At 72.2% G+C, this 26296-nt stretch carries 28 protein-coding genes and 3 pseudogenes; 21 read left to right on the forward strand and 10 right to left on the reverse strand.

The genetic code is table 11. The features are described 5' to 3' along the window. Positions 1 to 155: 155 nt before the first annotated feature. From ACFYT9_RS18010 to ACFYT9_RS18020, 3 genes are all read left to right on the forward strand, one after another. Entirely contained in the window at positions 156 to 1589 is a 1434-nt protein-coding gene (locus ACFYT9_RS18010) for a tannase/feruloyl esterase family alpha/beta hydrolase (RefSeq protein WP_389164814.1), read from the forward strand. A 94-nt stretch (positions 1590 to 1683) separates the two neighbouring features. Next, a complete protein-coding gene (locus ACFYT9_RS18015; RefSeq protein WP_389164817.1) occupies positions 1684 to 2475 on the forward strand; it encodes a 3-hydroxybutyrate dehydrogenase in 792 nt (263 codons plus the stop codon). A 390-nt stretch (positions 2476 to 2865) separates the two neighbouring features. After that, the gene (locus tag ACFYT9_RS18020) at positions 2866 to 3264 is read left to right on the forward strand and encodes an STAS domain-containing protein (RefSeq protein WP_389164820.1); all 399 of its coding nucleotides are present in this window, start codon (positions 2866 to 2868) and stop codon (positions 3262 to 3264) included. 142 nt (positions 3265 to 3406) lie between these two features. Here ACFYT9_RS18020 and ACFYT9_RS18025 read toward each other — a convergent pair whose 3' ends face one another. Further along, entirely contained in the window at positions 3407 to 4345 is a 939-nt protein-coding gene (locus ACFYT9_RS18025) for a sucrase ferredoxin (RefSeq protein ID WP_389164823.1), read from the reverse strand. Positions 4346 to 4354: 9 nt separating this feature from the next. Next, positions 4355 to 5560: a cupin domain-containing protein gene (locus ACFYT9_RS18030; RefSeq protein ID WP_389164826.1), complete on the reverse strand. Its 1206-nt coding sequence runs from the start codon at positions 5558 to 5560 to the stop codon at positions 4355 to 4357. Here ACFYT9_RS18030 and ACFYT9_RS18035 point away from each other — a divergent pair. From ACFYT9_RS18035 to ACFYT9_RS18060, 6 genes are all read left to right on the forward strand, one after another. Then, positions 5494 to 5931 (forward strand): hypothetical protein, encoded by a 438-nt coding sequence (locus ACFYT9_RS18035; RefSeq protein ID WP_389164828.1) that lies wholly within the window; start codon positions 5494 to 5496, stop codon positions 5929 to 5931. The two genes, ACFYT9_RS18030 and ACFYT9_RS18035, sit on opposite strands and share 67 nt — an antisense overlap. 216 nt (positions 5932 to 6147) lie before the next feature. Then, on the forward strand, positions 6148 to 7332 hold the full coding sequence (locus tag ACFYT9_RS18040) for a zinc-dependent alcohol dehydrogenase (RefSeq protein ID WP_389164830.1): 1185 nt from the start codon (positions 6148 to 6150) through the stop codon (positions 7330 to 7332). A 101-nt stretch (positions 7333 to 7433) separates the two neighbouring features. Next, positions 7434 to 8120: a HemK2/MTQ2 family protein methyltransferase gene (locus ACFYT9_RS18045; RefSeq protein ID WP_389164833.1), complete on the forward strand. Its 687-nt coding sequence runs from the start codon at positions 7434 to 7436 to the stop codon at positions 8118 to 8120. 31 nt (positions 8121 to 8151) lie between these two features. Then, on the forward strand, positions 8152 to 8349 hold the full coding sequence (locus ACFYT9_RS18050; RefSeq protein WP_389165312.1) for a CDGSH iron-sulfur domain-containing protein: 198 nt from the start codon (positions 8152 to 8154) through the stop codon (positions 8347 to 8349). 128 nt (positions 8350 to 8477) lie between these two features. Further along, complete coding sequence (locus tag ACFYT9_RS18055; protein WP_389164835.1) at positions 8478 to 9419, forward strand: iron-containing redox enzyme family protein; 942 nt, start codon at positions 8478 to 8480, stop codon at positions 9417 to 9419. 116 nt (positions 9420 to 9535) lie between these two features. Continuing rightward, entirely contained in the window at positions 9536 to 10426 is an 891-nt protein-coding gene (locus tag ACFYT9_RS18060) for a glutamate--cysteine ligase (RefSeq protein ID WP_389164838.1), read from the forward strand. A 120-nt stretch (positions 10427 to 10546) separates the two neighbouring features. Here the strand turns inward: ACFYT9_RS18060 and ACFYT9_RS18065 are convergent, their stop codons facing one another. Next, on the reverse strand, positions 10547 to 10921 hold the full coding sequence (locus ACFYT9_RS18065) for an STAS domain-containing protein (protein WP_376599933.1): 375 nt from the start codon (positions 10919 to 10921) through the stop codon (positions 10547 to 10549). A gap of 210 nt (positions 10922 to 11131) precedes the next feature. On the opposite strand from ACFYT9_RS18065, the gene ACFYT9_RS18070 reads away from it, so the two are divergent. Then, the gene (locus ACFYT9_RS18070) at positions 11132 to 11524 is read left to right on the forward strand and encodes an ATP-binding protein (protein WP_389164841.1); all 393 of its coding nucleotides are present in this window, start codon (positions 11132 to 11134) and stop codon (positions 11522 to 11524) included. A gap of 282 nt (positions 11525 to 11806) precedes the next feature. Here ACFYT9_RS18070 and ACFYT9_RS18075 read toward each other — a convergent pair whose 3' ends face one another. Continuing rightward, on the reverse strand, positions 11807 to 12073 hold the full coding sequence (locus ACFYT9_RS18075; RefSeq protein WP_389164843.1) for a hypothetical protein: 267 nt from the start codon (positions 12071 to 12073) through the stop codon (positions 11807 to 11809). A 247-nt stretch (positions 12074 to 12320) separates the two neighbouring features. Here ACFYT9_RS18075 and ACFYT9_RS18080 point away from each other — a divergent pair, with 247 nt between their 5' ends. The 5 genes from ACFYT9_RS18080 to ACFYT9_RS18100 all read left to right on the forward strand — a co-directional run bounded on the left by ACFYT9_RS18080 (position 12321) and on the right by ACFYT9_RS18100 (position 16771). After that, complete coding sequence (locus tag ACFYT9_RS18080; protein ID WP_389164845.1) at positions 12321 to 12737, forward strand: phage holin family protein; 417 nt, start codon at positions 12321 to 12323, stop codon at positions 12735 to 12737. Further along, a complete protein-coding gene (locus tag ACFYT9_RS18085) occupies positions 12734 to 13198 on the forward strand; it encodes a DUF3618 domain-containing protein (RefSeq protein WP_389164848.1) in 465 nt (154 codons plus the stop codon). Before ACFYT9_RS18080 ends, ACFYT9_RS18085 begins: the two co-directional genes overlap by 4 nt. Next, positions 13195 to 13461 (forward strand): DUF4235 domain-containing protein, encoded by a 267-nt coding sequence (locus ACFYT9_RS18090; protein ID WP_389164850.1) that lies wholly within the window; start codon positions 13195 to 13197, stop codon positions 13459 to 13461. The genes ACFYT9_RS18085 and ACFYT9_RS18090 overlap by 4 nt, the downstream gene beginning before the upstream one ends. Before the next feature lie 420 nt (positions 13462 to 13881). After that, positions 13882 to 16239 carry a phosphoketolase family protein gene (locus ACFYT9_RS18095; protein ID WP_389164853.1) on the forward strand — a complete coding sequence of 786 codons (2358 nt, stop codon included), beginning with the start codon at positions 13882 to 13884 and terminating at the stop codon, positions 16237 to 16239. A gap of 88 nt (positions 16240 to 16327) precedes the next feature. Beyond that, entirely contained in the window at positions 16328 to 16771 is a 444-nt protein-coding gene (locus ACFYT9_RS18100) for a hypothetical protein (protein WP_389164857.1), read from the forward strand. A gap of 48 nt (positions 16772 to 16819) precedes the next feature. Here ACFYT9_RS18100 and ACFYT9_RS18105 read toward each other — a convergent pair. After that, positions 16820 to 17443: pseudogene (locus ACFYT9_RS18105) on the reverse strand (flavodoxin family protein). A gap of 79 nt (positions 17444 to 17522) precedes the next feature. On the opposite strand from ACFYT9_RS18105, the gene ACFYT9_RS18110 reads away from it, so the two are divergent. Beyond that, a complete protein-coding gene (locus ACFYT9_RS18110; RefSeq protein WP_389164859.1) occupies positions 17523 to 17711 on the forward strand; it encodes a hypothetical protein in 189 nt (62 codons plus the stop codon). A 179-nt stretch (positions 17712 to 17890) separates the two neighbouring features. Here the strand turns inward: ACFYT9_RS18110 and ACFYT9_RS18115 are convergent. After that, a pseudogene (locus tag ACFYT9_RS18115) lies at positions 17891 to 18139 on the reverse strand (PRC-barrel domain containing protein); the annotation flags it as partial. 208 nt (positions 18140 to 18347) lie between these two features. Further along, complete coding sequence (locus ACFYT9_RS18120; RefSeq protein ID WP_389164862.1) at positions 18348 to 19202, reverse strand: LysR family transcriptional regulator; 855 nt, start codon at positions 19200 to 19202, stop codon at positions 18348 to 18350. A 69-nt stretch (positions 19203 to 19271) separates the two neighbouring features. Between ACFYT9_RS18120 and ACFYT9_RS18125 the strand changes: the two genes are divergently transcribed. Further along, positions 19272 to 20156, forward strand: a complete 885-nt coding sequence (locus ACFYT9_RS18125) for a DMT family transporter (RefSeq protein ID WP_389164865.1) — start codon at positions 19272 to 19274, stop codon at positions 20154 to 20156. A gap of 232 nt (positions 20157 to 20388) precedes the next feature. Next, a pseudogene (locus ACFYT9_RS18130) lies at positions 20389 to 20574 on the forward strand (hypothetical protein); the annotation flags it as partial. Here ACFYT9_RS18130 and ACFYT9_RS18135 read toward each other — a convergent pair. From ACFYT9_RS18135 to ACFYT9_RS18145, 3 genes are read right to left on the reverse strand one after another with little or no spacing between them, the layout of a single operon-like run. Then, complete coding sequence (locus ACFYT9_RS18135; RefSeq protein ID WP_389164868.1) at positions 20537 to 20839, reverse strand: DUF202 domain-containing protein; 303 nt, start codon at positions 20837 to 20839, stop codon at positions 20537 to 20539. The pseudogene ACFYT9_RS18130 and the gene ACFYT9_RS18135 sit on opposite strands and share 38 nt — an antisense overlap. After that, on the reverse strand, positions 20836 to 21252 hold the full coding sequence (locus ACFYT9_RS18140) for a YidH family protein (protein WP_389164870.1): 417 nt from the start codon (positions 21250 to 21252) through the stop codon (positions 20836 to 20838). Before ACFYT9_RS18140 ends, ACFYT9_RS18135 begins: the two co-directional genes overlap by 4 nt. Then, positions 21249 to 22427: an ROK family protein gene (locus ACFYT9_RS18145; protein WP_389164873.1), complete on the reverse strand. Its 1179-nt coding sequence runs from the start codon at positions 22425 to 22427 to the stop codon at positions 21249 to 21251. The genes ACFYT9_RS18140 and ACFYT9_RS18145 overlap by 4 nt, the downstream gene beginning before the upstream one ends. Before the next feature lie 120 nt (positions 22428 to 22547). On the opposite strand from ACFYT9_RS18145, the gene ACFYT9_RS18150 reads away from it, so the two are divergent. Genes ACFYT9_RS18150 through ACFYT9_RS18160 form a run of 3 tightly spaced genes read left to right on the forward strand, consistent with a single transcriptional unit; the run spans position 22548 to position 26217 of the window. Next, positions 22548 to 23591, forward strand: a complete 1044-nt coding sequence (locus tag ACFYT9_RS18150) for a hydroxyacid dehydrogenase (RefSeq protein ID WP_389164876.1) — start codon at positions 22548 to 22550, stop codon at positions 23589 to 23591. Positions 23592 to 23593: 2 nt separating this feature from the next. Beyond that, on the forward strand, positions 23594 to 24970 hold the full coding sequence (locus tag ACFYT9_RS18155; RefSeq protein WP_389164879.1) for a sulfatase: 1377 nt from the start codon (positions 23594 to 23596) through the stop codon (positions 24968 to 24970). Beyond that, entirely contained in the window at positions 24967 to 26217 is a 1251-nt protein-coding gene (locus ACFYT9_RS18160; protein WP_389164881.1) for an ABC transporter substrate-binding protein, read from the forward strand. Before ACFYT9_RS18155 ends, ACFYT9_RS18160 begins: the two co-directional genes overlap by 4 nt. The last annotated feature ends 79 nt before the right edge of the window (positions 26218 to 26296 follow it).

Raw genomic sequence — 26296 nt, forward strand, 5'->3', positions numbered from 1 at the left:
CCCGGGCCACGACACCGCCCGCGGGAGCCGGAGGCGGATGGTGCCGCCCACCACCACCGGACGGCCAAGAATGGGCGATACGCCCATGGGTCGGGCCGAAACGGCGTCATAGCCTCTCGCGGGTCCCGGCAACCCCGAACCACGGAGGCACCCCCGTGCGTCTCTCGCTCGGCTCCCCACCCCGCGCCCCGCGCCGCAACGCGCTCACCGCCCTCGCCGTCACCGCCCTGGCGCTCACCGCCGTCCCGGCGGCGGCCGCGCCCGGCCCCGCCGCGCGGGGAGACGGCGCCGGTCACTGCGCCCGCATGGACCAGCTCCGCGTCCCGGGCGCCGAACTCCAGCAGGCCGCCTGCCTGGACGAACTGACCACGGCCGGCACCGTCGCCACCGGCCACTCCGACCCGGCCGACTGGGCGGGACTCACCCCCAAGGACCTCCCCGTCCCCACCGGGGTCCCCGGCATCCAGATCGACGGCTACTTCCCCGACACCTCCATCACCAACACCAACCACGGCTGGAACCACGACGCCCAGTTCGTCATCCGCCTCCCCGACCGGTGGAACGGCGGCCTCGTCGTCGCCGGCACCCCCGGCAACCGCGAGCAGTACGCCAACGACCGGGCCATCGCCGACTGGGTGCTGGCCCGCGGCTACGCGTACGCCGCCACCGACAAGGGCAACACCGGCCTCGCCTTCCACCGGGACGGCCGCGCGCCCGGCGACGCCGTCGCCGAGTGGAACGACCGCCTCACCCAGCTCACCCGCGCCGCCCGGTCGGCCGTCGCCCAGCGCTACCACCGGCCCCCGGCCCGCACCCTCGCCACCGGCATGTCCAACGGCGGCTACCTCGTCCGCTGGCAGCTGGAGAACCACCCCGAGCTGTACGACGGCGGCGTCGACTGGGAAGGCACCCTCTGGCGCGCCGACGGCCCCAACCTGCTGGACTTCCTCCCCGAGGCGCTGCGCGCCTACCCCGTGTACGCGGCCGGCGGCGACGGCGCCGAACAGGCCCGCCGGGACCTCCACGCGGCCGGCTTCCCGGCCGGCACCGAGTTCCTGTGGCCGTACCACCACCAGGTCTACTGGGACCTCACCCAGCGCATCTACCGCGAGGAGGTGGACCCCGGCTTCGACGGCGCGACCGAGGCCGGCACCCCGTACTGCGCGTCCGGAACCCCGGCCTGCGACACCGACTACGACTACGCGACCCGGCCCGCCGAGGTACACCGGGCCGTCGCGAAGATCGCCCTCACCGGCCGCATCGGCAAACCCCTGATCACCCTCCACGGCACCCTCGACACCCTCCTGCCGATCGGCGAGGACTCCGACGTCTACGCCCGCATGGTCCGGGACGCCGGCCGGGGACCGCTGCACCGCTACTACCGCATCGAGGGCGGCACCCACACCGACTCGCTGTACGACGTCTTCCCGGACAAGCTCAGGCCGCTCACACCCTGCCACCGCAGCGGCTTCACGGCACTGGAGAAGTGGCTCTCCACGGGCACCCGCCCGCCGGCCTCCAAGACCGTCGCCCTGCCCGCCGGCGCGGACCCCACGACGCTCGTGAACCGCTGCCCGCTCGGCCGCTGAGGCCGCCAGTGGTGCACCCCACCACAAGAACACCTCGCTTTGTGGTGACCTCATCCATGGGAGGGCCCCGGAGCTCTCCCTACTGTTTCCCGCCATGACGAACACATTTCCCACCCCGGCCGCCCTGCCGGCCGGCGCGGCGACCGACCTGAGCGGACGCACCGCGCTCGTGACCGGCGGCGGCAGCGGCATCGGCCGGGCCTGCGTGCTGGCCCTGTCGGAGGCGGGGGCCACCGTGCACGTCGTGGACCGGGACGGCGCCGCCGCCGAGGCGGTCGCCGAGGCCGCCGGCGGAGTGGCGCACGAGGTCGACCTCGCGGACCGGGCCGCGATCGACCGCCTCCCGGCCGCCGTCGACATCCTCGTCAACAACGCCGGCCTCCAACACGTCGCCCCGCTCACCGAGTTCCCCCCGGAGCGCTTCGAGCTCATCCAGAACGTCATGGTCACCGCCCCGTTCCTGCTCATGCGCAGGACGCTGCCGCACATGTACGGGCAGGGCTGGGGCCGTGTCGTCAACGTCTCCAGCGTCCACGGCCTGCGGGCCAGCGCCTACAAGTCCGCCTACGTCGCCGCCAAGCACGCCCTCGAAGGACTCAGCAAGGTCGCCGCGATCGAAGGCGCCCCGCACGGCGTGACCAGCAACTGCGTCAACCCCGGCTACGTCCGCACCCCGCTGGTCGAGGGCCAGGTCCGCGACCAGGCCGCCGCCCACGGCATCAGCGAGGGCGACGTCCTGTCGAACGTCATGCTGGCCCGCTCGCCCGTCAAGCGGCTCCTGGAGACCGAGGAGGTCGCGTCCGCCGTCCTGTGGCTCTGCGGCCCGCACTCCGGCTACCTGACGGGCACCTCCCTGCCGCTCGACGGCGGCTGGACCGCGGGCTGACCCGTACCCCCGCTCCACTCCGCTCCACCGTCGAGCGGTACGTCGACGGCGGGCGGAGACCCCGCCCTCCGCGCCGGGAAGCGGTACGGACCCGAACCCGTACGGTCCACCGGCCCGCGGGCAGCACCACGCCGCGCCCCGACCGGGCGTCCGGCGCGGCAGCCCCCGCGCCGTGCCGCCTCGAAGACCGGTCCTGACCTGCGACATGTGCGTTCCGGCTCACAGTGGAGGATGGTGGGACGACCGGACCGATCCGGGTTACCGCCGACGTCCCACCTTCCCGTCGGCGGCGATGTCGCCTCGAAGCCAGGCTCCGACGCCTGGGATCCCGCGGAGGCCAGCGGGTGCACGCAGCCGAAGGGCCGCCCCCACGGATCGAGGCGACGCAACGTGACACCCGACCGACCCCGACACCAGACGCCCCGCACCCGCCTCCAACTCGTCGCCGGTGCGCCGGCCTGGCGCGCCCACCACGGCGACGCCCTCGTGCGCTACGCCCCTGTCGGCTGCCCGACCACGGCCGCCCTGCTCCTGAGCGGTGCCTTCGACGCCGACACCGTCCCCTGCCTGCGTGAGGCCCTCGACGCGGTCCGCACCCCGCAGGTCGAACTGGTTCTGCTGGACCTGGCGGGCGTGAACTTCGGCGACTCCGCGCTCGTCCACGCACTCGGCGACACACGGAGCCGGCCCGAGCGGCACATCCTCATCGGCCCGCTCAGCGGCCAGCTCACGCGGCTCCTCGCCGTCACCGGCACCGGGGACGTGCTGGACGTCGTCGACGCGGTCTGACCGGCAGCGCACTGTTCTGTTCACGGATCTGTTCACGGAACTCGTCGTCGGCGCGACGCGAGGCGCACTCGCCCCGCGTGGAGCCGCGGCCGGCCGCCCCGCTCACTCCCGGCCGGGCCCGCTCCTCGTCGACCGTGCGCCCTCACACGATGCGGTCGGGCATGTCGCCGCGACCCGATTCGCGTACATGAAGCGAGGTGACTTCGTAGTACACCGCCGAGCTGGGGGAGAGGGCGCGGCAGGTCAGCGGGTGCGCCGGCGCCCGGTGGGCGTGGACCTCGACCTCGAAGTCCGACAGTCCGGCGAGCCGGCCGGTGACGCGGATCCGCCGGCGGTCGTCGTCCCTGACCGTCTCCTCGACGACGTAGTCGTGCCGACCCGATGGACCCGCGTGGCGGAGAACGGCGGACAGGGCCGCCTGCTGGGGCGGGGTGAGGTCCGTGTAGCCGCGCAGATGGTCCGGGTGGATGCGGTTCGACAGGTGTTCGTCCACCACGCTCACCGCCGAAGGGGCGTCGAGGTCGCCGTAGTAGACACCGTCGGGAACGACGACGACGTTGGCGGCGAACCTGTCGCCTCCCACGTGCGTGCACTCCCACACCAGCCGTGGCCATGCCTCACTCAGGGCACGGGCCACCGGACGGCCGCGGAGGGCGCAGCAGGTGTCGTGCAGGCCATGGGCGCAGACGAGGACGACCGGCGGGTGCCCCGGTTCTCCGGGTGCGTCCAGGGCGGTGACGATCCCCGCCAGGTCCCTGTCGTCGTCCCAGGTTCCCCATTCCTGGCGGTGGGCGCCTCCCGATGCGTACCGGAGTACGGCCCATCGTGGCCGTTCGTCGGTACGACCGCGGCCGTGGCGTCGGATCAGCAGCACGCGCGCGCGCATCGCGCGTGCGGCGGCGTTCACCCGTGCCTTGATGTCGGGATCGAGACCGACTCCGTCGAAGCCGTTGAACGGCCAGCCGGCCCGGTACTCGATGAGGATCCAGACCGAGCCGTACGGTGCCGTGCCGACGAGGGGGTCTCCGCGCAGGCGAGCGGCGTCGGAGCAGAGGAACCGTGCCGGATTCGGAGTCGTCATCGGGCCGTCTCAGGACTCGGCCGGGACGAGCACACCCGCGCGGAGCAGCCGTTCGGCCAGTGGAAGACCCAGCTCGCCGGCCAGGTGAGTGCCGCCGTCGAGGATCTGGAGCGCCGAGGGGAGTTCTGCCTCCGAGAGGTCGAGCCACCCGACGCGGGTGGTGAGGCGATGGCCACCCAGCCTGGCTTCCAACGCCTCCCGCAGCCGCACCGGCGAGTCGGGAGCGAGGCCGTCGAGAGCCCCGAGCTGCGCCAAGGGCCCCAGGGGTGCGGGGCGCGCCTGGTCGCGCCGGGCGCGGTGGAAGCGGGGAGTCGGGTCGGCCTCGGCGAGCGCGGCGACGAGACGCCGGCGCACGAGGTCGATGTCGGCGCCCGGACCGTCCGCGCCCAGCGGGAGGGACCCGCGCATCTCCACGTCCTCCCGCAGCAAGGCGAGGGCGGCTTCGGCGAGTTGTCGTGCCAGCGCGTGCCGCGTCCAGGTGTGGACGCCGAGTGTCAGATGGATCGTCACCGCCCCCAGTGCTTCGGCGGCGTGCAGCCATCCGCGCGGCAGATAGAGGACGTCACCGGGTCCGAGCACCGTGTCGAGGTACGCCTCGGACCGCGCGGCCTCGGCGACCGCGGCGCGGCGGGCCGTCCAGGGCTGGTCGCGCAGGGGCGCCGGGTGCACCGGCTCGTGGACGATCCAGCGCTTGGTGCCGGCGACCTGGAGGACGAAGACGTCGTGGACGTCGTAGTGGTCGTCGAAGCCGCGGCTCTGCGGCGGGGTGACGTAGGCGTTCGCCTGCACGGGATGGCCGAGTTCCGTGCCGAGCCTCGCCGTGAAGTCCGTGACCGGTTCCCAGGTGCGGTGGAGCGCCTGCAGGACCAGGGTGCTGCCGTCGGCGAAGCTCCGCCACAACGCGGTGTCGTCCAGCTGGTCCGCGACCGACGCGCCCACTCCTCCCGGCGAGGTGTACGAGGACTCGGGGGCGGTGACGCCGTCCTTGGCGACGCGGACGAACGGCGTGCGCAGTCCGCGCCGGGAGACCAGCTCGTCGACGGCGGATGCCGAGAAGAGGTCGGAGAAGTCACCGCTTCCGCGGGTGAGCAGCGGCAGGCGCCCCCAGACCTCCGCGGCGAACTCCTCACGGCCGAGGCCGATCAGCCGTGCCTCCAGGACACGACTCCCGGCATCCGGGGCCGTGTCCCGAAGCGTCCTGGGGACGGTGCTCAAACGCCGCCGCCGGCTTCTCCGGCACCACCATCGCCTCCACTGTCCGCGCCACCGTCCGCACCGCCATCGGCACCACCATCTGCGCCTCCGTCGGCCCCACTGTCCGCGCCTCCGTCGGCACCCGCGTCCGCGCCGTCATCGGCGCCGCCGTCCGCACCACCGTCGGCGCCTCCGTCGGCTCCGCCGTCGTGTACGCCGGGAGTGCCGGCCGCACCGCCGTCCGCCGGGCCCTCGGCGCCGCTGTCCGCACCGCCGTCGGCGCCTCCGTCCGCTCCGCCGTCGTGGACGTCGGGCATGCCGCCGGCGCCGCCGTCCTCGGGACCTTCCTGCCGCTTCGGGTCCTGCTCGGAATGCGCCATGTCTCCTCCTGAGGACAAGGACGATCGTCGAGGGGCGGTCCGACACACTGCGCGGACCTCCTCTCCAAGCTCACCCACGTGAGTGGCACCGGCAACCGGAGGGTGGACCGGGCCACGCGCACCGAGACCCGCAACTCCACGAGAGACATCCCGAATCATCCCGGATGTCCGTTTCCGCGATCGGTCCTGAGGGCACGCGCGCTATGGATCAGTCGAGGAGGAGGCGTCATGAGGGCACTCACCTGGCAGGGCAGGAGGGACGTACGGGTGGACACCGTGCCCGATCCGGTGATCCGCGAGGACGACGATGTGATCGTCAGGATCACCACGACCGGTCTGTGCGGCTCCGACCTGCACCTCTACGAAGTCCTCGGCCCGTTCCTCGACGCCGGGGACATCCTGGGGCACGAGCCCATGGGAGTCGTCGAGGAGGCGGGACCGGCGGTCACCGCTCTGAAGCCGGGGGACCGGGTGGTGGTTCCGTTCAACATCTCCTGCGGGTCGTGCTTCATGTGCGGCCGAGGGCTGCACTCCCAGTGCGAGACGACGCAGGTACGGCAGCACGGCACCGGCGCCTCGCTCTTCGGGTACACGAAGCTCTACGGCCAGGTCCCCGGCGGCCAGGCCCAGTACCTGCGCGTGCCCTTCGGCAACTCGCTGCCGATCCCGGTACCGGACGGGCCGCCCGACGACCGCTTCGTCTACCTCTCCGACGTCCTGCCCACGGCCTGGCAGGCGGTCGCGTACGCGGACGTGCCGCCGGGAGGCAGCGTCGCGGTCCTCGGACTCGGACCCATCGGCGACATGAGCTGCCGCATCGCCGCCCATCGCGGAGCCGCCACGGTCATCGGCATCGACCTCGTCCCCGAGCGACTCGAAAGGGCACGTCGACGCGGTGCCCACGCCCTGGACCTGAAGGAGTGCGGCGACGGCCTCGCCGACGCCGTCCGCTCCCTCACCGAGGGGCGCGGCCCGGACGCCGTCGTCGACGCCGTGGGCATGGAGGCGCACGGCAGTCGCGTCCCCGAGGCCGCCCACGGCCTGACCAACCTCCTGCCGGACGCGCTGGCCGGGGCCCTGATGAAGCGCGCCGGAGTCGACCGGCTCGCGGCCCTCCGGACCGCCATCGACCTCGTCCGCCGCGGTGGCACCGTGTCGGTCTCCGGGGTATACGGCGGCGCGGCGGATCCGCTGCCCCTGCTGACCATGTTCGACAAGCAGCTGACGCTGCGCATGGGGCAGGCCAACGTGCTGCGCTGGGTCGACGACATCCTCCCCCTGCTCACCGACGGGGACCCGCTGGGCGTCGACGACTTCGCCACCCACCGCCTGCCCCTCGAACAGGCCCCGGACGCGTACGCCATGTTCCAGAAGAAGCAGGACGGGGCCGTCAAGGTCCTCTTCTCCCCCTGACTCCCGCCCCCATGTCCGCTGAAACCCCTATGGGCCCCATGCCCGTGACCACGGAACCGGCTGCTGCGAGCGCCGGGTTCCCTCCGGAGATGAGGTAGCCGATGTCCAGCACGGTTCTGCCCCCGGGCGCGCTCCCCGGGGGCCTGTTCGCCCTCCCGAGAGTCTACCGGCCCCAGGAGGACACGCATCTGCTCGCCGCGGCGCTGGCCCGGGAGGAGGTCGGGCCCCTCACGGACGTCCTGGAGATCGGCACCGGTACCGGAGCACTCGCCCTCCACGCCGCGCGCAGGGGCGCCGCCACGGTCACGGCGGTCGACGTCTCCTGGCCCGCCGTGGTGACGGCACGGATGAACGCGCTGTTCCACCGCCTGCCGCTGCGCGTTCTGCACGGTGACTTCGCCGAGCGGACGCACGGACGGCGCTTCGACCTGATCGTGACCAACCCACCGTACGTACCGGCCCCGGGGGCCCGGCTGCCGAGGGGCGCGGAGCGGGCCTGGGACGCGGGTGCCGACGGCCGCCTGGTGATCGACCGGATCTGCGAGGCCGCAGGCGCTCTGCTGCGCCCCGGCGGAGTCCTGGTGATGGTGCACTCCGGCATGTGCGGTGCGGAGACGACCGTGAACCACCTGACAGGAGGAGGCCTGTCCGCCACGGTCGCGGCACGTGCGTCCGTTCCGTGGGGGCCGGTCCTGCGTTCGCGACGGGCCTGGCTGGAACGGCGAGGCCTGGCCGGCGCGGACGAGCAGCGGGAGGAACTGGTGGTCATCCGTGCCCGCAACCTCTGACGACACGCCGGACCGGACACCCGCGCGCCGGGTGTTCGTGGATCCTCAGGGGCCCGTCATCGTGGAGGGCCCCGTCGAGATCGTGCTCGACGACGGCACGGTAGCCCGGTCCGATCGCTTCTCCGTCGCCATCTGTACGTGTCGGCGCAGCCGCACGTACCCCTGGTGCGACACCAGTCATCGCCGCCGCGAGCGAAACGGCCGCCCGACCGAGGAAAGGAAGCGATAATGCCCCCGCCGAGCCCGAGCCCGAGCCCGAGCCCGAGCCCGAGCCCGAGCCCGAGCCCGAGCCCGAGCCCGGCGACCGCCGCCGCGGCACCCCGGCTCGTGGAGGAGCGGGGCGAACTGTCCCGCGCCGTGACGCGGGCCCTGCGGTCAGGAGACGCGCCGCGACACCCGGCCGCGGCCGTACCGCGCGCCGACCCGTGGGGCGAGGACCTTCAGCTCACCCTCTATCTCCTGTACGAACTCCACTACCGGGGCTTCGAGGGAGTGGACGACGCCCGCGAGTGGGACCCCGACCTCCTGCGGCTGCGTCAGGCGATGGAAGCGCGCTTCCTCGACGTCCTACGCGCCGAACTCCCCGACGCTCCACGGACGGTCGCGGAAGCCTTCGCACCCCTTCTCGTCGAGCCCGTGGACCTCAGCGGCAGCCTCAGCCACCACCTCGCGACGGCCGGTGAGCTGTGGCAGCTGCGCGAGTACGCGGCTCTGCGTTCCCTCTACCATCTGAAGGAGGCCGACCCGCACGCGTGGGTGATCCCCCGGCTCGCCGGACAGGCCAAGGCGTCCATGGTCGCCATCGAGTACGACGAATTCGGCGCCGGCCGCGCCGACCGCGTCCACGCGCGGCTCTTCGCGGACCTCATGGACGACCTCGGCCTCGACCGCGCCTACGGCCGGTACCTGGACCACGCGCCCGCACCGCTCCTGGCGACCGTGAACCTCATGTCGCTCCTCGGGCTCCATCGCGCCCTGCGCGGCGCCCTCGTCGGCCACTTCGCCTGTGTCGAGATCACCTCGTCGCCCGGGTCCAGACGCCTGGCCACAGCCATGCGGCGGTGCGGGGCGGGACCCGCGGCCGAACGCTTCTACGCCGAACACGTGGAGGCCGACGCCGTCCACGAACAGGTGGTGCGCCACGGCGTCGTCGGCGGACTCCTGGCCGACGAGCCCACGCTGGAGGCCGACATCGCCTTCGGCTGCGCCGCGACCGTCCTGCTGGAGGACCGCCTCGCCGCTCACCTCCGCGAGGCGTGGGACCGGGGAGCCAGCGTCCTGCGCCACCCCCTGGAGTAGAGGCCGGCGGAGGAGAGCACGACCTGCGGTGGGCTTCAGCTGTCCGGCATCCGTGCGAGGGAGTCCCGGAGCGGGTGATCATGAGATGTTCGGGCAGACGCGGCCCGTGATCACCGTTGCGGCTGCGTCACGCCGTCGCAGCCGCCGCCGAGACGAGCGGCGTGCGGGTGGCCGCGACGGGCGCGGCACCGCTGCGCGGCGGCCTGCCCGTACCCGTGACCCCCGCGCCGCGCTACCTGAGGATGGAGAGAGCGGCTCGGCGTCTGGTCGACGAGCAGTTGATCTGCGGGATGCACGTGCACGTGGGGATTCCCGATCCGGAGACGGGCGTGGCGGTGCTGAACAGGATCCGGGGCTGGCTCCCCACCCTTCTGGCGATGTCCGCCAACTCGCCCCTGTGGGACCGTCGGGACACCGGATTCGCGAGTTGGCGCACCATCATCTTCGGCCGCTGGCCGGTCAGTGGCCCGCCGCCTCCTTTCGACGGGGTCTGCGACTACGAGGGGCGGCTGGAGCAGTTGGTGGAGTCGGGGGTGATCGCCGACCGGGGGCAGGTCTACTGGCAGGCTCGACTGTCCGACCGCTACCCCACGGTCGAGGTGCGCTGCCTCGACGTCCAGCTGTGTGCCGACGACGCCGTCATGTTCGCCGGGATCGTCCGGGGACTGGTGGCCACGGCCATCGCGGAGGAGAAGGCAGGCATGCCCCTGCCCGAGGTCCCACCGGAGCTGGCACAGGCCGCGAACTGGCACGCCGCCCGACACGGTCTCGCCGGCACCCTGCTGGATCCCCTGGGGCGCCCGCATCGCAGCGGCGACGTGCTGTACGCCCTTCTGCGCCACGTCACTCCCGCGCTGGGGGACGCGGGCGACCTCCGCGGAGTGAGCGGGCTCGTCCACCGGCTCCTGCACCGCGGCACACCCGCCGAGCGCCAGCGCCGGGCACTGGACGAGACGGGCATGCCGGGGTTGATCGGCCTGCTGACCGGGGCCGACGCGTCCCAGTGAGCGGCCGGCTCGGTCTCTCCCTCAGCCGGGCGCGGCCGCTGCCCGTCAGGGGCGCCGTCGGCACCTGACCGCCCGCTGACGGCGCCGTCGCTTCGAAGCGCCCCGTCCCACGTCGGCCGGTCAGGCGGCCAAGGCGTCGGTGACGGCGGGATGGCAGCCGATGACGGCCTCCAGACCGACGATGGTGATGGTGCGGTGTACGGCGGAGGAGGGTGAGGCCAGACGCAGCCAACCGTCGGCCTCGGTCAGTTCCTGGTGCGCGGTGATGAGGACGTTGATTCCGCTGGAGTCCATGAAGCTGACCTGGCTGAGGTCGGCGACGATCCTCGGTCGCCGGCCCGGGACGCGCAGCGCGTCCCGGAGTGTGCCGCCGGTGACGTGGTCGATCTCGCCGGCCAGGCGGACGATGCGGACGCCGCCGGGCGCTGAGGCGGTGGTGACGACCAGCTGTCCGGGCGTAGGGCTTGGAAAGTTCCGGTTCTCTGCCGCAGCCATGGGGGAAGCCTGGCACACTCGCCGGGTGATGCCCAGCCCGCCCGGCGCTCTCGATCAGAGGTGGCCCGGTGTGCCGTGCCTCACACGGAGGGCCGGGCATCAGACATCGGCCGGGGGGTAGGCGCCCTTCGGTGGCAAGCGGGTGCAGAGGCGGTCATGCACGAACCAGGTACGTCGACGCGAGAGGCGTTCACGGCACCCCTGTCCAGCATGTCGACGTCGCTCGACGGCAGCGGTGCCTCGATCGCCCGAGCACGTCGTCTCGCCGCCGCGTTCCTCGCCGAGGTGCACGACGCCCGCGTTCGACGCGTGGCGCCGGCAGCGGTCGAGCTGGCGCAGTTGGTGCTCAGTGAGCTGGTCACCAACGCCCTCAAGTACGCCCCGGGTCCCCTCGTGATCGAGCTGCGGATCGTCGGTGAGCAGGTGGAGATCGTCGTCCGGGACTCCAGCACCGTTCTGCCTGCCGCCCGCCCCGCCGACGCAGGGCGCATCGGCGGGCACGGGCTGGAGATCGTCGCGAGTGTCGCCGACAGCTTCGAATGCACCGAGGAACCGGCGGGCAAACGCGTCACGGTACGCCTCTCCCTGACCGGCACCGGGTAGCCGAAGCCCCCGCGGGTCCGCCGCCGGGCGACGCGACCGGTGCCCCCGACGCGGAGCCCTGTCCGAGCGATTCCGCCGGACCACAGGAACAGACGCCTTCATACATGTGCGGGCGCGGGGTGGGCGGCGCGGATCCTCCGGGCACGTCCCGGTGACCTCACGTGACCGTCCTGCCCGGGTTCCCGTCCCGGCGCGGTGAGGGGTCGCCGCTTCGCCCTCGATCGCGATCCCGAACGCCTCAAGAGCTTGGGGAGAACCCCTTCGGTGCATGCTCCCGGCCGTCTAGTCGGTCTCCTCCTGGGGTGCCGGGGTCCCCGGCCCGGCGGTCGGGGCGCCTTCACCCCGCGCGTCGGCGTTCCCGTCCGCGTCGTCGTCGGTGTGGCCCTCGTCGGACGCGTCCGCCCCTCCCGTCTTCCCGGACGGGGAGTGCCCGCCTTCGGCGACCCTGATGTCAGGGGCTTCCGGGTCGGGCGGGGGCAGGTCAGGGGTGACGGCGTCCGGCGCCGTCGGAACGGGGTCGGGGAGCTCTGGCTCCGGGGTGCTGTTCATCGCCTTCTCCTTGCTGGATTCCCACGGGCTCGTACCTCGGCTGCCCTCTCCCGCGATCCTCATTCCCGCGCCCCTCACCCAGAGCCGCGGGCGGGCCGGCGGGCACCACGGACCCGGTCTCGCCTGCGGATCCGCGTCCGGGAACGGCATCGGCGAGGCCACGACGAACTGAGGCGGGTGACCGGCGGGCGGCAGGGTATGCGCGGACCGGAGAGGTCTTGGCGAGCGGAGGAAGGTGAGCAGCGAGATGAGCACCGTGGGAAATCGCCCCGGTCATGGCGGCGAAGAGCCGGTGGCCGATCTCGTGTCGAGGGCGTCGCGGCAGATCTCGGAGTTGGTCCGGGTGGAGATGCGGCTGGCCCGCGCGGAGATGGCCCAGAAGGGCAAGCGGTACGGGACCGGCGGCGGCCTGTTCGGCGGCGCCGGGCTCGTCGGGGTCCTGGCTGCCCAAGCCCTTGTCGCCGCCGCGATCGCGGCTCTGGCCCTGTTCCTTCCGCTGTGGGCGTCGGCCCTGATCATCGGCGCCGCTCTCGCGGCCTTCGCCGCGGTGCTGGCCATGGCCGGCAAGCAGCAGTTCGCCCGGGCCGGTGGTCCGGCCCCGGAGCAGACCATCGACAGCGTCAAGGCCGACGTGGCCGAGATCAAGGAGAAGGCACACCGATGAGCCGCCAGCCCCAGGACGACAAGCCCGGAACAACTCCGGAACAGCTGCGCGAGCAGATCGAGCACACCCGCGACCAACTCGGCCGGACCGTGGAGGCACTGGCAGGCAAGGCCGACATCAAGGCGCAGACCAAGGCGAAGGCGGCCGATGCCAAGGAGCAGGCCGTCGAGCAGGCCGCGCTGCTGACCGGCCGGATTCAGGGCAAGGCATCCCAGGCCGCCGAGCTGATCAAGGCCAGGACCCCGGACCCGGTGCTGGACCACGTGACGCACGCCGCGGCGCAGGTCCGTGACGGCGCGGCCCACGTCGGGCACCTGGTCGCGGAGAACACGCCCCGCCCCGTGCGCCGGAAGGCGGCATCCGCCGGCACCCTCGCACGGGCCGGCCGCACCCCGCTGCTGGCCGTCGCCGCGCTGACGGCCGTCTTCCTCGTCCTGCGCCGCAACCGGAGGCGGACATGAAGGCATCCAAGGTCGCCTACAAGCCCGTCGGGCTCGCCCTCGGCACCGTCAGCGGCCTGGCCGCGAGCCTGGCCTTCAAGCAGGCGTGGAGACTGATCAGCCCCGACGACGACGCCCCGGACGCCACGGACGAGGACCGCACCTGGCGGGAGGTCCTGCTCGCCGCAGCCTTGCAGGGTGCGATCTTCGCCCTGGTCAAGGCTGCCGTCGACCGGGCAGGAGCGACCGCCACCCGCCGCCTGACCGGCACCTGGCCCGGGTGAACCGCCCACCCCTCGCCGCACCGCCTCGACGGACGGCGTCGGGCATGAACCGACCAGGCACTCGCGAGCCCCCATCCCGATCGCCCACCGGTTGCCCGGTCCTCGCTCACCGACAGGACCGCCGCGCCGACCGTGGAGACCGGCCTGCGGCTGGTCCCCGGCAGCGTTCTACGAGCGCGGCGACGGCGGGCGGGTCCACTGCGGGTCCCGGCGAGGAGAGCCTCATCGATGTCCTCGCCCCGTACCGAGTGGGACCGACCGCCGTACCGAGTGGGACCGCCCCCCGTACCGAGTGGGACCGACCGCCGTACCGAGTGGGACCGCCCCCCGTACCGAGTGGGACCGCCCCCCAGCCCCGGCCGATTGAACCCAGCCACTCCGGGCAGGCGCCCTGACGAAGCCCCGTCCCTCGGAGGTCCCATGACCTTGTCCGCTCCGACCCAGCCCGACGAGCGCAGCCCGTACGAACGCGCCGCCGACTACATCGCGGCCGCCTTGATCTTCCTCCAGGACAACGTGCTGCTGGCCCAAAGCTTGCGGCCCGAGCACGTCAAACCGAGACTTCTGGGCCACTGGGGATCCTGCCCCGGCATCACGATGGTCTACTCGGCCCTGAACACCCTGATCCGCGAGCGAGGCACCGATGTCCTCCTGGTCACCGGGCCGGGCCACGGCGCACCCGCCATCCACGCCAACCTCTGGCTGGAGGGCACGCACGAGCGCCAGGACCCGGGGCTGGCCAGAACGGGGGAGGGCCTGAGGGAGCTGGCGCGCCGCTACTGCGCCCCGGACGGCTTCCCCAGCCACCTCTCTCCGTCCGTACCCGGCACCCTGCACGAGGGCGGAGAACTCGGCTACGCCCTCGCGACGGCCGTGGGGGCCGCGCTGGACGCCCCCGACCGGGTCGTGGCATGCGTGGTGGGTGACGGCGAGGCGGAGACCGGCCCCACGGCGGGAGCCTGGCACTCCACCAAGTTCCTCGACCCCGTGACCTGCGGAGCGGTCCTCCCCGTGCTGCACCTGAACGGCTACAAGATCTCCTCACCGACGCTCTTCGCGACGATGACCGACACGGAGCTCACCGCTCTCTTCCGGGGCTACGGCTGGGACCCGCGCATCGTGGACGAGACCGGTCCCGCACCCGGAGCCGCCCTGACGACGGCCGTGCTGGACGCCCACGACACCATCCGGGAGCTCCAGCGCCGGGCCCGCGCCGGCGACGTTCCCATGCGGCCCGCCTGGCCGATGATCGTGCTCCGGAGCCTCAAGGGCGCCGGGGCGCCGGCCGAGGTCGGCGGCACCGCCATCGAGGGCACCTTCCACTCCCACCAGGTCCCCCTCCCCGGAGCACGCGAGGACCCCGCGCAGTTGAAGGCACTGGAGTCCTGGCTCCGGTCGTACCGCCCCGGGGAACTGTTCGACGAGGGGGGACGGCCGGTACCCGAGGTCCTCGCCGGCCTGCCGGCACCGGACGCTCTCATCGGTGCCCAGCCCGCCGCGAACGGAGGACGACTGCGCCGTCCTCTCCCGCTCCCGCCCCTGAAGCCCCACGCCGTCGCCCTCGCGGACGGCCCGGGTTCGACCACGGCGAGCCCCACCCGCGTCCTGGGCGACTGGCTGACCGGACTGATGGAGGCGACCGCCGGGAGCCGCGACTTCCGCATCGTCTCCCCGGACGAACTCGCCTCCAACAAGCTCGACGCGATCCTTCGGGCCGGCGGACGCGCGTACGTCTGGCCGGTCGAGGAGTACGCCGAGGACCTGGCCCGGGACGGCCGGGTCATGGAGACGCTCTCCGAGCACAACTGCCAGGGCTGGCTCCAGGGGTACCTGCTCTCCGGCCGCCATGGACTCTTCCCCACCTACGAAGCCTTCGCCTCGATCGTCGACAGCATGGCCAACCAGTACGCGAAGTGGCTGAAGATGTCCCGGGAGGTTCCCTGGCGCGCCCCGGTCAGCAGCCTCACCTACCTCCTCACCAGCGAGGGGTGGCGCCAGGAGCACAACGGCTACAGCCACCAGGGCCCCGGCTTCATCAGCAACCTGCTCGACCGCAACTCCGCCGTCACCGGCGTCTACCTGCCGCCCGACGCCAACACCCTGCTGGTCACGATGGAACAGCTCCTCGACGAGACCGGGAAGATCAACGCCGTCGTCGCCGGCAAGCACGACGCCGCCCAATGGCTCGACCTCGACGCCGCCCGCTCGCACTGCCGGGCGGGCGCCTCCGCCTGGGCATGGGCCGGGACCGCCGACGACGGACCCGCCGAGGCCGTCCTCGCCTGCGCCGGCGGCATTCCCACCGTCGAATCGCTCGCCGCCGCCGACCTGCTGCGCCGCGACCTCCCCGACGCCCGGATCCGCTTCGTCAACATCGTCGACCTGTGCGCCCTCGCCCCGCCGGACCGCCACCCCCACGGGATGTCCCCCGAACGGTTCCACGACCTGTTCGGCGACGACACGCCCGTCGTCCTCGACTTCCACGGCTACCCCTCGGCCGTGCACCAGCTTCTGCACGGCCGCCCCCACCCCGGCCGCTTCCACGTCCGCGGCTACGTCGAGGAAGGCACGACCACCACCCCGTACGACCTCCTCGCGCTCAACGGGACCACCCGGCACGACCTCGCCCTCAGCCTCCTGCGCCATCTGGAGCGGCCTGGAGGCCGGACCCGGCAAATCGCCGAGCAGTACGCGCGCCACCGGGACGAACTCCGGCGCGAGCTTCGCCGCACCGGAGTGGACCCCGCCGAGATCACCGAATGGCGGTGGCCGGCATGACCCGCGCCGTACGCGCGGCAGACGCCACGTTGGGTCGCTCGGCTGAACCTCCCGCTCGGCACCACCATTTCCGGGCAAGGAGATCTCCATGGACGACGAACTGCGTAGGGACCCGGAGCATCAGCCGCCGGAGGGGGTCGACGAGAAGACCGTGCGCGCGCTGGGCGCGCTCTCGAAGGCGCTGGAGACCACGGAGCGGGCCCGGGGCCACCTCTACGGCTTCCATCAGCTGACCGGAACGGCCGACTTCGAACTCGGTGACGCGGTCCGGCAGCTGCGGGAGGCCGGGCACGAGGAGCAGGCGGCGCGGGTGGAGCGCGAGTTGGTGGGCCGCAACGTCATCCCCGGCCACTGGACCTTCCAAATCATCGAGGCGTACAACGACACCTACTACAGACCGTTCGCCGCGATGGAGCGCGACATCGTCGACGAACTGGCCGACGGACGCGACCACCTGTGGGAGGCGCGTCTCAAGACAGAACGCCGCACCCACCACCATCCGGACCACACACCGACGCCCACCGACACCTGAATCCCCGACACGGCATTCCCTGTCGGGAGTGCTGAACGGAGACGAGAATCAGCCCGCCGGGTACGGTGAGCTCTTGAGCAGACGGGCGAGATGAGCCGTGTTCGCGGCCGGAGTCCCGGTGGTGGCCGCGGTCTTCTCGGGTGTCTCGTCGAGGTCCTGGTAGTCGGTGCCCTGCATGGCTTCGCCGACCCACTAGGTGACCGCGTTCGGGGCGAGGGTGAAGCCGACGTCGTTGCGGCCCTGGAACAGCTCGGCGCTGACCTTGTGCGCGCCGTCCTCGTTGCCGACCACGCACACCGCGGCGGCTTTGCCGTAGGTGAGCATGCGGCCCTGGTCTTCGCTCTCGCCGAGTTCGGCATCGAGGCGCTCCAGGACGCGCTGGGCGATGCTGGAGGGGTGGCCGAGCCAGATGGGCGTGGAAAGGACGAGGATGTCGCAGCCCAGGACGGCGGCACGGATCTCCGGCCAGTCGTCCCCTTCGCCCATGTCGATCTCCACGCCGGGTTTCACGTGGTGGTCGACGACCCGGATGACCTTGCCCGTCACGCCGTGCTCGGCGAGCGCGGCCATGGTCTGCTCGGCCAGCAGCTGCGAGCTCGACCGAGCCGGCGAAGGGGACGGGGTGCAGACAAGCGCGAGCGCACGCAGCGGAGTGTGATTGCTGGGACTCATGTTGAGCGGCTAACCGCCCGCCCTAGGCTGCTGTCTCCTCGGTCGCGATTCCTCCCCCATGGCGCAGTGCGCATGCCGAATGGCCTCCCGGACCGTCAGCGTGGAACGGGCCCGGTCCGGCGAGACGAAGACCTCCATCCGCACCTCGACCCAGGGGAAGTCCGCCTCCCAGCGCGGCGGACCGAAGTCGGGCGGCTCCTCCGAACGCACGAAGGACGAGCTGTACGAGGAAGCGAAGAAGCGCGGCTCGAAGGCCGCTCGACGATGACCAGGCAGCAGCTGAAGAACGCGCTCGGCCACTGACCCACCACGGCACCCACGGCCTCTCCTTCCCGGCCGGGCCAAGCACAACCGGGCCGGGACGGGACCACTCACCGCTGCGGCAGCCGCCACTCGTTCCGGGGCTCGGCGGCGAGGTTTCCGCTGTCCCGCACGATCCGCTCGCCGCTACATGTGAGGCTGTCCGTAGTACCGGGCGAACTGCTCCAGGAAGCCGGGCTCGCCGCCGTGCTTGGCCGCGTCGTACTCCGGGGCGTCCTTGATCTGGTCCTTCGTCCGGCTGACGTAGACCTTCTCCTCCGCGGTGTCGATCCGCCCGATCGTCCCAGCGGGCAGCAGCACATGCTTGTCGAAGATCCACACACCGGTGTCGACGACCAGATAGGAGGCACCGACGTCTTCGGAGTTCCGTTGGATGGATGATGACTACGGGAGACCAGATCGCGGCCCCGTGAAAACTCGGGCACGCTCGCAGCCACTCCACCGCGCGGCATTCAGCGGCCCGGCAGGCATCCCCCGAGCGGAAGAAGAAGCACAAGGAGCCTGCACGACCTCGGGGCGTGGGCCGAGCGCATCCGGTCATCGTCGATGACGTCCCGGCCGGCCGAAGGTGTCCGGGGTCCTTTCACGCCTTGCGGTAGAGGTCGGTGAGCAGTTCGATCACGGTTGGGGCCGCCGGGTGCGGGTCGTCCCGCCACCAGGCCAGCCGCACCGCGACCGGCTCGGCGTCGCGTACGGGGCGGTACACCACGCCGGGCCTGCGGTACTGGCTGGCGGTGGCCTCCGCGCTCATGCCCATGCGGCGGCCGGTGGAGATCGCGGTGAGCCAGTCGTCCACGTCGTGCGTCTCTTCCGTCGCGGGGCGGGACTCAGGCGGCCACAGCTCCGGTGTCGTGGTACCGGTGCGGCGGTCGATCAGCAGCGTGTGGCCGCTCAGGTCCGCCAGGCGCAGCGACCGGCGCCTGGCCAGCGGGTCGTCGGCGGCCATCGCGCACAGTCGCCGTTCGAGCCCCACGATCGCCGAGTCGAAGCGGCGGTCCTCCAACGGTCGCCGCAGCACGGCCAGGTCGCATGAGCCCTCGGCCAGCCCGGCGGTCGCGGAGTTGACTCGGACCATGTGCAGCTCGGTCCCCGGATGCGCCGCCGCCCACCGGCGCTGGAAGCCCGGGGTGTGGCGGCCGAGGGCGGACCAGGCGTAACCGATCCGCAGGACGTGCTGCCCCGCCGTCGTGTCCCGGACCAGCTCGTCCGCCGCCGCGAGCACCCGCCGCGCGTGCGTCACCACGCGCACCCCGGTGCCTGTCGGGGTCACCGACCGGGAGGTGCGCCGCAGCAGCCGTACGCCGAGCGTTCGTTCGAGTGAGGCCAGGGTCCGGGAGACGGCAGCCTGCGAGACGCCGAGCGCCAGCGCGGCGTCGGTGAAGGTGCCTTCGTCGACGATCGCGACGAGACAGCGCAGCTGTCGAAGTTCCACATCCATGACTCCAGCGTATAGATCTGATGTGCACATGCATTTTGTGCAAGGACGGTGCGGCGCCACCATCGGCCCATGCAAACAGCCCCCGCCGGACCTGCCCCGGCGACGCGCACCGAGCAGACGCACCGCACCTCCCCGGCCGGTGTGGCCGCCATGCTCGGCAGCGGCCTGTCCAACCAGATCGGCGCCGCGACCGGCTCCCTCGCCTTTCCCGTCCTCGGACCCGTCGGGGTCGTAGCGGTCCGCCAGTACGTCGCCGCCGCCGTGCTGCTGGCCGTCGGCCGGCCCGCGCTGCGGAGCTTCACCTGGCGGCAGTGGCGGCCCGTCATCCTGCTCGCGGTCGTGTTCGGCACGATGAACCTCTCCCTCTACACCGCCATCGACCGCGTCGGCCTCGGGCTCGCCGTGACCCTTGAGTTCCTCGGCCCGCTCGCCATCGCCCTGGCCGCCACCCGCCGCCGGGTCGACGTGCTCTGCGCCGTCATAGCGGCGGCCGGGGTCGTCACCCTGATGCGCCCGCAGCCCTCCACCGACTACGTCGGGATGGGCTTCGGTCTGCTCGGGGCCGTCTGCTGGGCGGCGTACATCCTGCTCAACCGCACGGTCGGCAGCCGCGTCCCCGGCGCGCAGGGCAGTGCGGCAGCCGCGCTGCTGTCCGCCCTGATGTTTCTGCCGGTCGGGCTCTACGTCGTGCTGCGCCACCCGCCGACAGCCGCATCCCTCGGGTACGCCGTCGTCGCCGGCGTCCTCGCCTCGGCCGTGCCGTACCTGGTGGACCTGTTCACGCTGCGCCACGTGCCGACCGCCGCCTTCGGCCTGTTCATGAGCGTCAACCCCGTGCTCGCGGCCCTGGTCGGCTGGATCGGCCTCGGACAGGCCCTCGGCTGGACCGAAGGGGCCGCCATCGGAGCCGTCGTCGGCGCCAACGTCCTCAGCATCCTCACCTCGCGCCGCTGACTCTCCGGAGCCGTCGTCAACCCGCCCGCCACCGTGCTCGGGTCGCTGTCGCTCGGCAAGGCGGTGACGTTCCGCTTCGCAGACTCGGCGGTCCCCGAGCTGAGCCGAACTGGTCGTTGGTACGCCTCCCATGTGCACCGCACCCCGGTGTGGGCACAGTGCGTCGTGTCCGAGCCGATCGGCCGGGATCGGGCCGTCCCGGACGACGAAGGCACCCCCGGCGATCAAGGCGTCGGAACGCGTCACGTTCCAGAAGCTGCCCGCGATCGTCCCGGCTGCTCTCGGGGACGCCGCCGGGTGTCTGGGCGCGGGGCTCCTCGGCAGAGATCTGCTCGCCTCGGTGACAGCCGCCCGACAGCCGTCTGACGGCCGCCACAGGTTCATAGGACGTGGACGACGGCGATCCCGGCCAGCGTGAGCGTCGTGACAAGGGCGGCGGCCGCGGTGCCCGTTCGCATCACCGGAGGTGCCTCGGCACGTCGCAGTGCCGTGATCCGGCGGTGTGCGACGGCCCAGAAGGTGAACACCGCGGTGATCATGCCCACGGTGACCATCGCCGGGGAGGTGACGGTGTGACGGCTCGCCAGAAGAATGGTGGCCGTCCCGGTGAGGGCTGTCCGGCGCCAGGCGAGTCGTGTGCGTTCGGGTTGGAGACCGGGATCACGGCTGCTCGGTGCGGTCATGCGCTGCCTTGGGCCACGACGGCCACCATGGCGACGGAGACGACGGTCACCAAGCCGGCGAGCAGTGCGGGAAAGGCGGTGGCGGGCAGGTCCTCGCCACGACGTATCGCCTGTTCGCAGCGGACCCAGTGGTGTACCGCGCGCACGGCGCACAGCGCGCCGGTGGCGATGGTGGCGAGCGCCAGGGCCGCCCGCACCGTGCCGTCGAGGTCCGGCAGGAACTGGTCGATGGCGAAGCCGCCGCCGATGAGCGCGAGCGCTGTCCGTATCCAGGCGAGGAACGTCCGCTCGTTGGCGAGCGAGAAGCGGTAGTCAGGTGTTTCTCCCTCGTCGCGGATCCGTCTGGGCGTGAACGAGAGGCGGACGGTCTGTGCCCAGTCGCCCACGGGGCGCCCGGGTCGGCCGGCGCTCATCCCGCCGTGACGGTGCCGGGGGCGCTGGTGACGTCCGCGGCGGAGGTGCTGTCGGCGGTGAACATCTGCGCCAGGACGGTGTAGGCGGCGCCGGCGGCGTGGCTGGAGGGGCCGGTCACGGCGATCTCCAGGGCGGGGGGAGGGGTGGTGCCGTGCGCGTACTGCCGTCGGAACACCTGCTCCGTCCGGGAGGTGAGCGCCGGGACGTTCATCTCGGGCGTGAAGGCGACCACGATCCGTTCCGGGCCGAACATCTTGGCGGCGTTGGCCACAGCGGTACCAAGGCTGTCGGCGGCGGACGCCACGACGTCGTCGTCGCGTCCGACGAGGCTTCCCGGCTTCGTGCCGCGCCTTTCGTACTCTCGCTGGATGCCCCAGTAGCTGGCCCGGGTCTCCAGACAGTCCTCCGCACCGCAGTGGCAGGGCCGCCCCGTCTCCAAGCCCACGCGGGAGTGGGCGAACCCTCCGGCGGTGCCGCTGAAGCCACGGTGAATGCGTCCCCGCACCACCACGGACGCGCCCAGACTCGCTCCCACGCTGAAGATCATGAGGTTCCGGCCCGTGAGTCTGTCGTCGAAGAGCAGCAGACCGGAGGCCAAGGCGTTGACGTAGCTGTCGAGTACGACGGGAGTTCCCATCAGGGCCGTCAGCTGCTGCTGGAGCGGCACGTTCTCCCAGCCCATCGATCCGCTGTGCCGGACGACGCCACCTTGCTGGTCGACCACGCCGGAGACGGCGACGCCGACACCGATCAGGGTCGCGGATTCCCTGCTCGCCGAGGCCAGGGCCACCGCGCGGGCGACGGTCGTACCGACGTCCTGCGGGCGGGTGGAGGTCAGCGGCTCCTGATGGGAGGCGACGACGTCACCCCGCAGATTGACCAGCACCACGTAGGCATCGGTGTCCGACACCCTGACGCCGGCGGCCAGCACCGCGTCGGTGCCCAGATCGAGAAGACGGGCGGGCCTCCCTCCGGTGCTGCGTACGGCATCGGTCTCCGCGAGCAGCCCGGCGCCCAGCAGGCGGGCCGTGATCCCGGTGACGGTCGCCGGGCTCAGTCCGGTCTCGGCGACGATTTTCGCCCTGGCCACAGGGCGATGAGCACGGACGACATCGAGAACCAGGGCTTCGTTGATCTCGCGGATCAGGGCTTTGCTCCCGGCGCGTGGCCTCATGGCTGGCGGCTCCTTCTGGTGATCGCACGGTACGGAGGGGCCTGGTGTCCCCCGGGTGATGGGCCCAGTGTACTTTATTCGGTCATTGACAGAAGTAAGGGTGAGGGCTAGCTTCACCGCATGATTCACCACGTCGGAGTGGGCCAGGAACCGCACCTTCAGGGCTCACACATCCGGATCCTCCTGAGCGTCCCCTCACGGGAGAAGGACGCCTTCTTTCCCCCGCCGACGCTCCAGGCCCTCGCCGTGCTCGGCGAGGTCACCGAGTGCGAACCGGCCGCCCTGCAGACCGAGGACGCCTTTCGCCGGGCCCTCGACGGCGTACACGTCGTCGTCACCGCCTGGGGATTCCCCCGCCTCGACGCCGCCCGCCTCGCGCTGGCACCCGATCTGCGTTTCGTCATGCACGCCGCGTCCTCACTCCACTGGCTCGTGAGCGACGAGTTCTGGGCCACCGGCCTGCCCGTCTCCCAGGCGGGAGCGGCGATGGCTCCGGCTGTCGCGGAGCTCTCCCTGGGCTTCACCCTGTCCCTGCTGCGCCGTACCCACCGTCACGACCACGCGCTCCACTCCGGCCAGAGCTGGGAGACGGCCGCCGGTCCCGAGCGGGCGCGCGAGATCGGCGGGGCCCGCATCGGAGTCGTCGGCGCGTCGCGGACCGGGCGGCACTACATCGACATGTGCCGGGCACTCGGCGCCGACGTCCGCGTCTACGACCCCTACGTTCCGCCCGGTGATCCGCTCGCCGGTCTGACCACCGGACTGAGGGACCTGCTCACGTCGAGCGACGTCGTCGCCGTGCACGCCCCCGCCACGCCGGAGACGCAGGGCATGATCGGCGCGGCCGAGATCGCCGCGATGCGTGACGGCACACGCTTCGTCAACACCTCCCGGCCCTCGATCGTGGACATGGACGCCCTGTTCGAGGCGGTCGCCTCGGGCCGGATCGACGCCGCACTCGATGTGTTCGACAGCGAGCCGCTGCCCGTCGACGACCGCTGGCGCGGTCTGCCGAACGTCCTCCTCACGCCGCACATCGCGGGCGCGACCGCCGACTCACGGCAGCGCGCCGGGCGGATCGTCGTGGAGGAGATCCGCCGGCACCTGACCGGGGAGCCCTTGGAACACGCTCTGACCCGCGCAGACCTGGTGACGAGGGGATGACCGTGACCACGGCACGCAGCATTCTGCTGCTCCACTGCCACGACCTGGGCCGGTTCCTCGGCGCGTACGAGGTCCCCACCGTGGTCTCGCCGCACCTGGACGCCCTCGCGGCGGAATCGGCGCTGTTCGAGGCCGCGTTCGCCACCGCCCCGCACTGCAGCCCCGCCCGGGCCTCCTTGTTCACCGGCACGTACCCGCAGACCAACGGAGTCCTCGGCCTCACCCATGACCCCTTCGGCTGGGATCTCGACGACCCCGCGACCCACCTCGCCGGCCGTCTGCGCGCGGTCGGCTACGCGACCGAACTCGTCGGCGTGCACCACGAGTCACGCGTCCTCGCGGACGAGGTCGTGGCCGAACGCCTCGGCTTCGACCGGGTCCGCAGCGGTGGCGACCGGGACACCGTCGTCGAGCGGACCATCGAGGCGCTCGACCGCGCGGCCGCGTCGGACACCCCTTTCTACCTGCAGGTCGGATTCCACGAACCGCACCGCACGCCGTCGAAGAACGACCGCCCCGGAGTCATGGGCTTCCTCGGCGACACGGTGACCGCGGACGACTCCCACGGGCTCACCGTCCCCCCGTATCTCCAGGACGACGAGGGCGCCCGCGAGGAGATCGCCGAACTCCAGGGCGCCGTGCGCCACATGGACGAGGGCGTCGGGAGCATCCTGGCCCACCTCGACGCGCTCGGTCTGAGCGACGACACCGTCGTGGTGTTCACCACCGACCACGGCCTCGCGCTGCCCCGGGCGAAATGCACCCTCTACGACCCGGGCCTGGAAGTCGCCCTCATGATGCGTGTACCCGGCCGGCCCGACTGGCGAGGACGCCGAGTGGACGCCATGGTCAGCCATGTGGACGTCCTGCCCACCCTGTTCGAACTCGTCGGCCTGCCGCAGGCCCCGGACGGCCAGGGCGTCAGTCTCGTCCCGGTGGTGGAACAGGGCCGCCCGGCCCGTGCCCACACCTTCGGGCAGCTCACCCACCACATCTACTACGACCCGAAGCGTTCCGCACGCTCGGACTCGTACAAGCTCGTCGCCAACTTCTCCAACGCTCCGCAGGCCATGGACCCCACCCAGTCATGGGTTCGCCGCAGCCTGCCCGCCGTGCTCAGAGGGCCCACCATCGGTTCCAGCCCCGCCCTGGAGCTGTACGACCTCGTCCGTGACCCGCACGAGTGCGACAACCGTGCGGAGGACCCGGCACTCGCCGACGTGCGGGCCGGCCTCGCCGAGGCCCTGCTCCGCTGGATGCGCGAAACCGACGACCCCGTCCTGAACCCCGACCCCCTGCTGCCGCGCCACAGCGCCGCCCTCGCCGCACTGACCGACGCGGCACAGGCAGCCCCACCCCGAGAAAGAGGATCAGCATGAGGACACGACCGCTGCGCTTCGCGGCCCTGGCCGCATCCGCCGTACTGGCATTCACGGCCTGCTCCGCCTCCGACGGGGACGGGAAGGCAGAGGTGACCCTGTGGATGTACCCGGTCATCAAGGACGAGGAGGCGAGCAAGAAGTACTGGGCCCAGACCGAAGCCGCCTTCGAGAAGGCCCACCCCGGCATCGACCTGGACATCGAGCTGCAGACGTTCGACAAGCGGGACGCCCAGATCTCGGCCGCCCTCGCGGCAGGGTCCGGTCCGGACATCGTGCTGATCACCCCCGATCAGGCGGCGACCTACCACAGGGTGCGGGGGCTGCTGCCCGTCGACGACGCCGTCGCCGACCAGCGGAAGTCGTTCCAGCCCCGGACGCTGAAGGCCGCCACCCTCGACGGAAAGCTGTACGGCGTCCCCGTCTTCCAGAACATCAACACCACCGCGTACAACACCAAGGTCTTCGCGGACGCCGGCCTCGAACTGCCCAGGACCTGGGGCGACGTCCTGAAGGCGGCCCCCGTGCTCGCCAAGAGGGGTATCGCCGTCATGGACTACGCGGGCAGCAGCGAGCAGACCCTGAACCTCTCGTTCTATCCGCTGCTCTGGCAGGCCGGGGGCACGGTCTTCAGCGAGGACGGCAAGGACATCGCCTTCGACTCCGAGCAGGGCGTCGCCGCCCTCCAGTTCCTCGTGGACCTGAAGAAGCAGGGCGGCCTGCCCGCCGACGCCGCGACCGAGGGCCCCAAGGTCGAGGGTGCTCCGATCGCAAAGGGCAAGGTCGCGATGCGTGCCGTCACCTCGCTGCCCGAGCTGGGGCAGATGCGCGCCGCGCTCGGCAAGGAGAACGTGGCCCTCGGCCTGCCTCTCCAGGGCAAGGTGCGGGCGACCTACGGCAACCCCGGTCTGCTCTCCCTGACCTCCATCAACGAGGACGAGAACCGCGAGGCCGCCTACGACGTGCTCGCCTACCTGAGCTCCGCCGAGGCACAGGCGTCCCTCAACGCCGCGTCGGGCACCTTCCGGACCCGTACCGACGTCACGTCGCCGGGCACCGGACCCGACTTCGAGGTCCTGAACGAGGCGCTCCAGTACGCCAACCCCGGAGAGCCCTCGCCCGCCGCCCGTCAGGTGATGGCCACGCTGGCGCCCTACATCCAGTCCGCCCTCGGCGGCGACCGCACGCCGAAGGAGGCGCTGGAGAAGGCCGCCGAGGAAGCGCGCGCACCTCTCGCCCGGTCCTGAACCAGCCCGTGGGGTGTGCCGTCCCCGCCGAGGACCGCACGCCTCCCCTGTCCGTCTCCCCACCGCTGATAGGCCGCCA

The organism is Streptomyces sp. NPDC004435 (genome assembly GCF_042873895.1).
Lineage (GTDB): Bacteria > Actinomycetota > Actinomycetes > Streptomycetales > Streptomycetaceae > Streptomyces.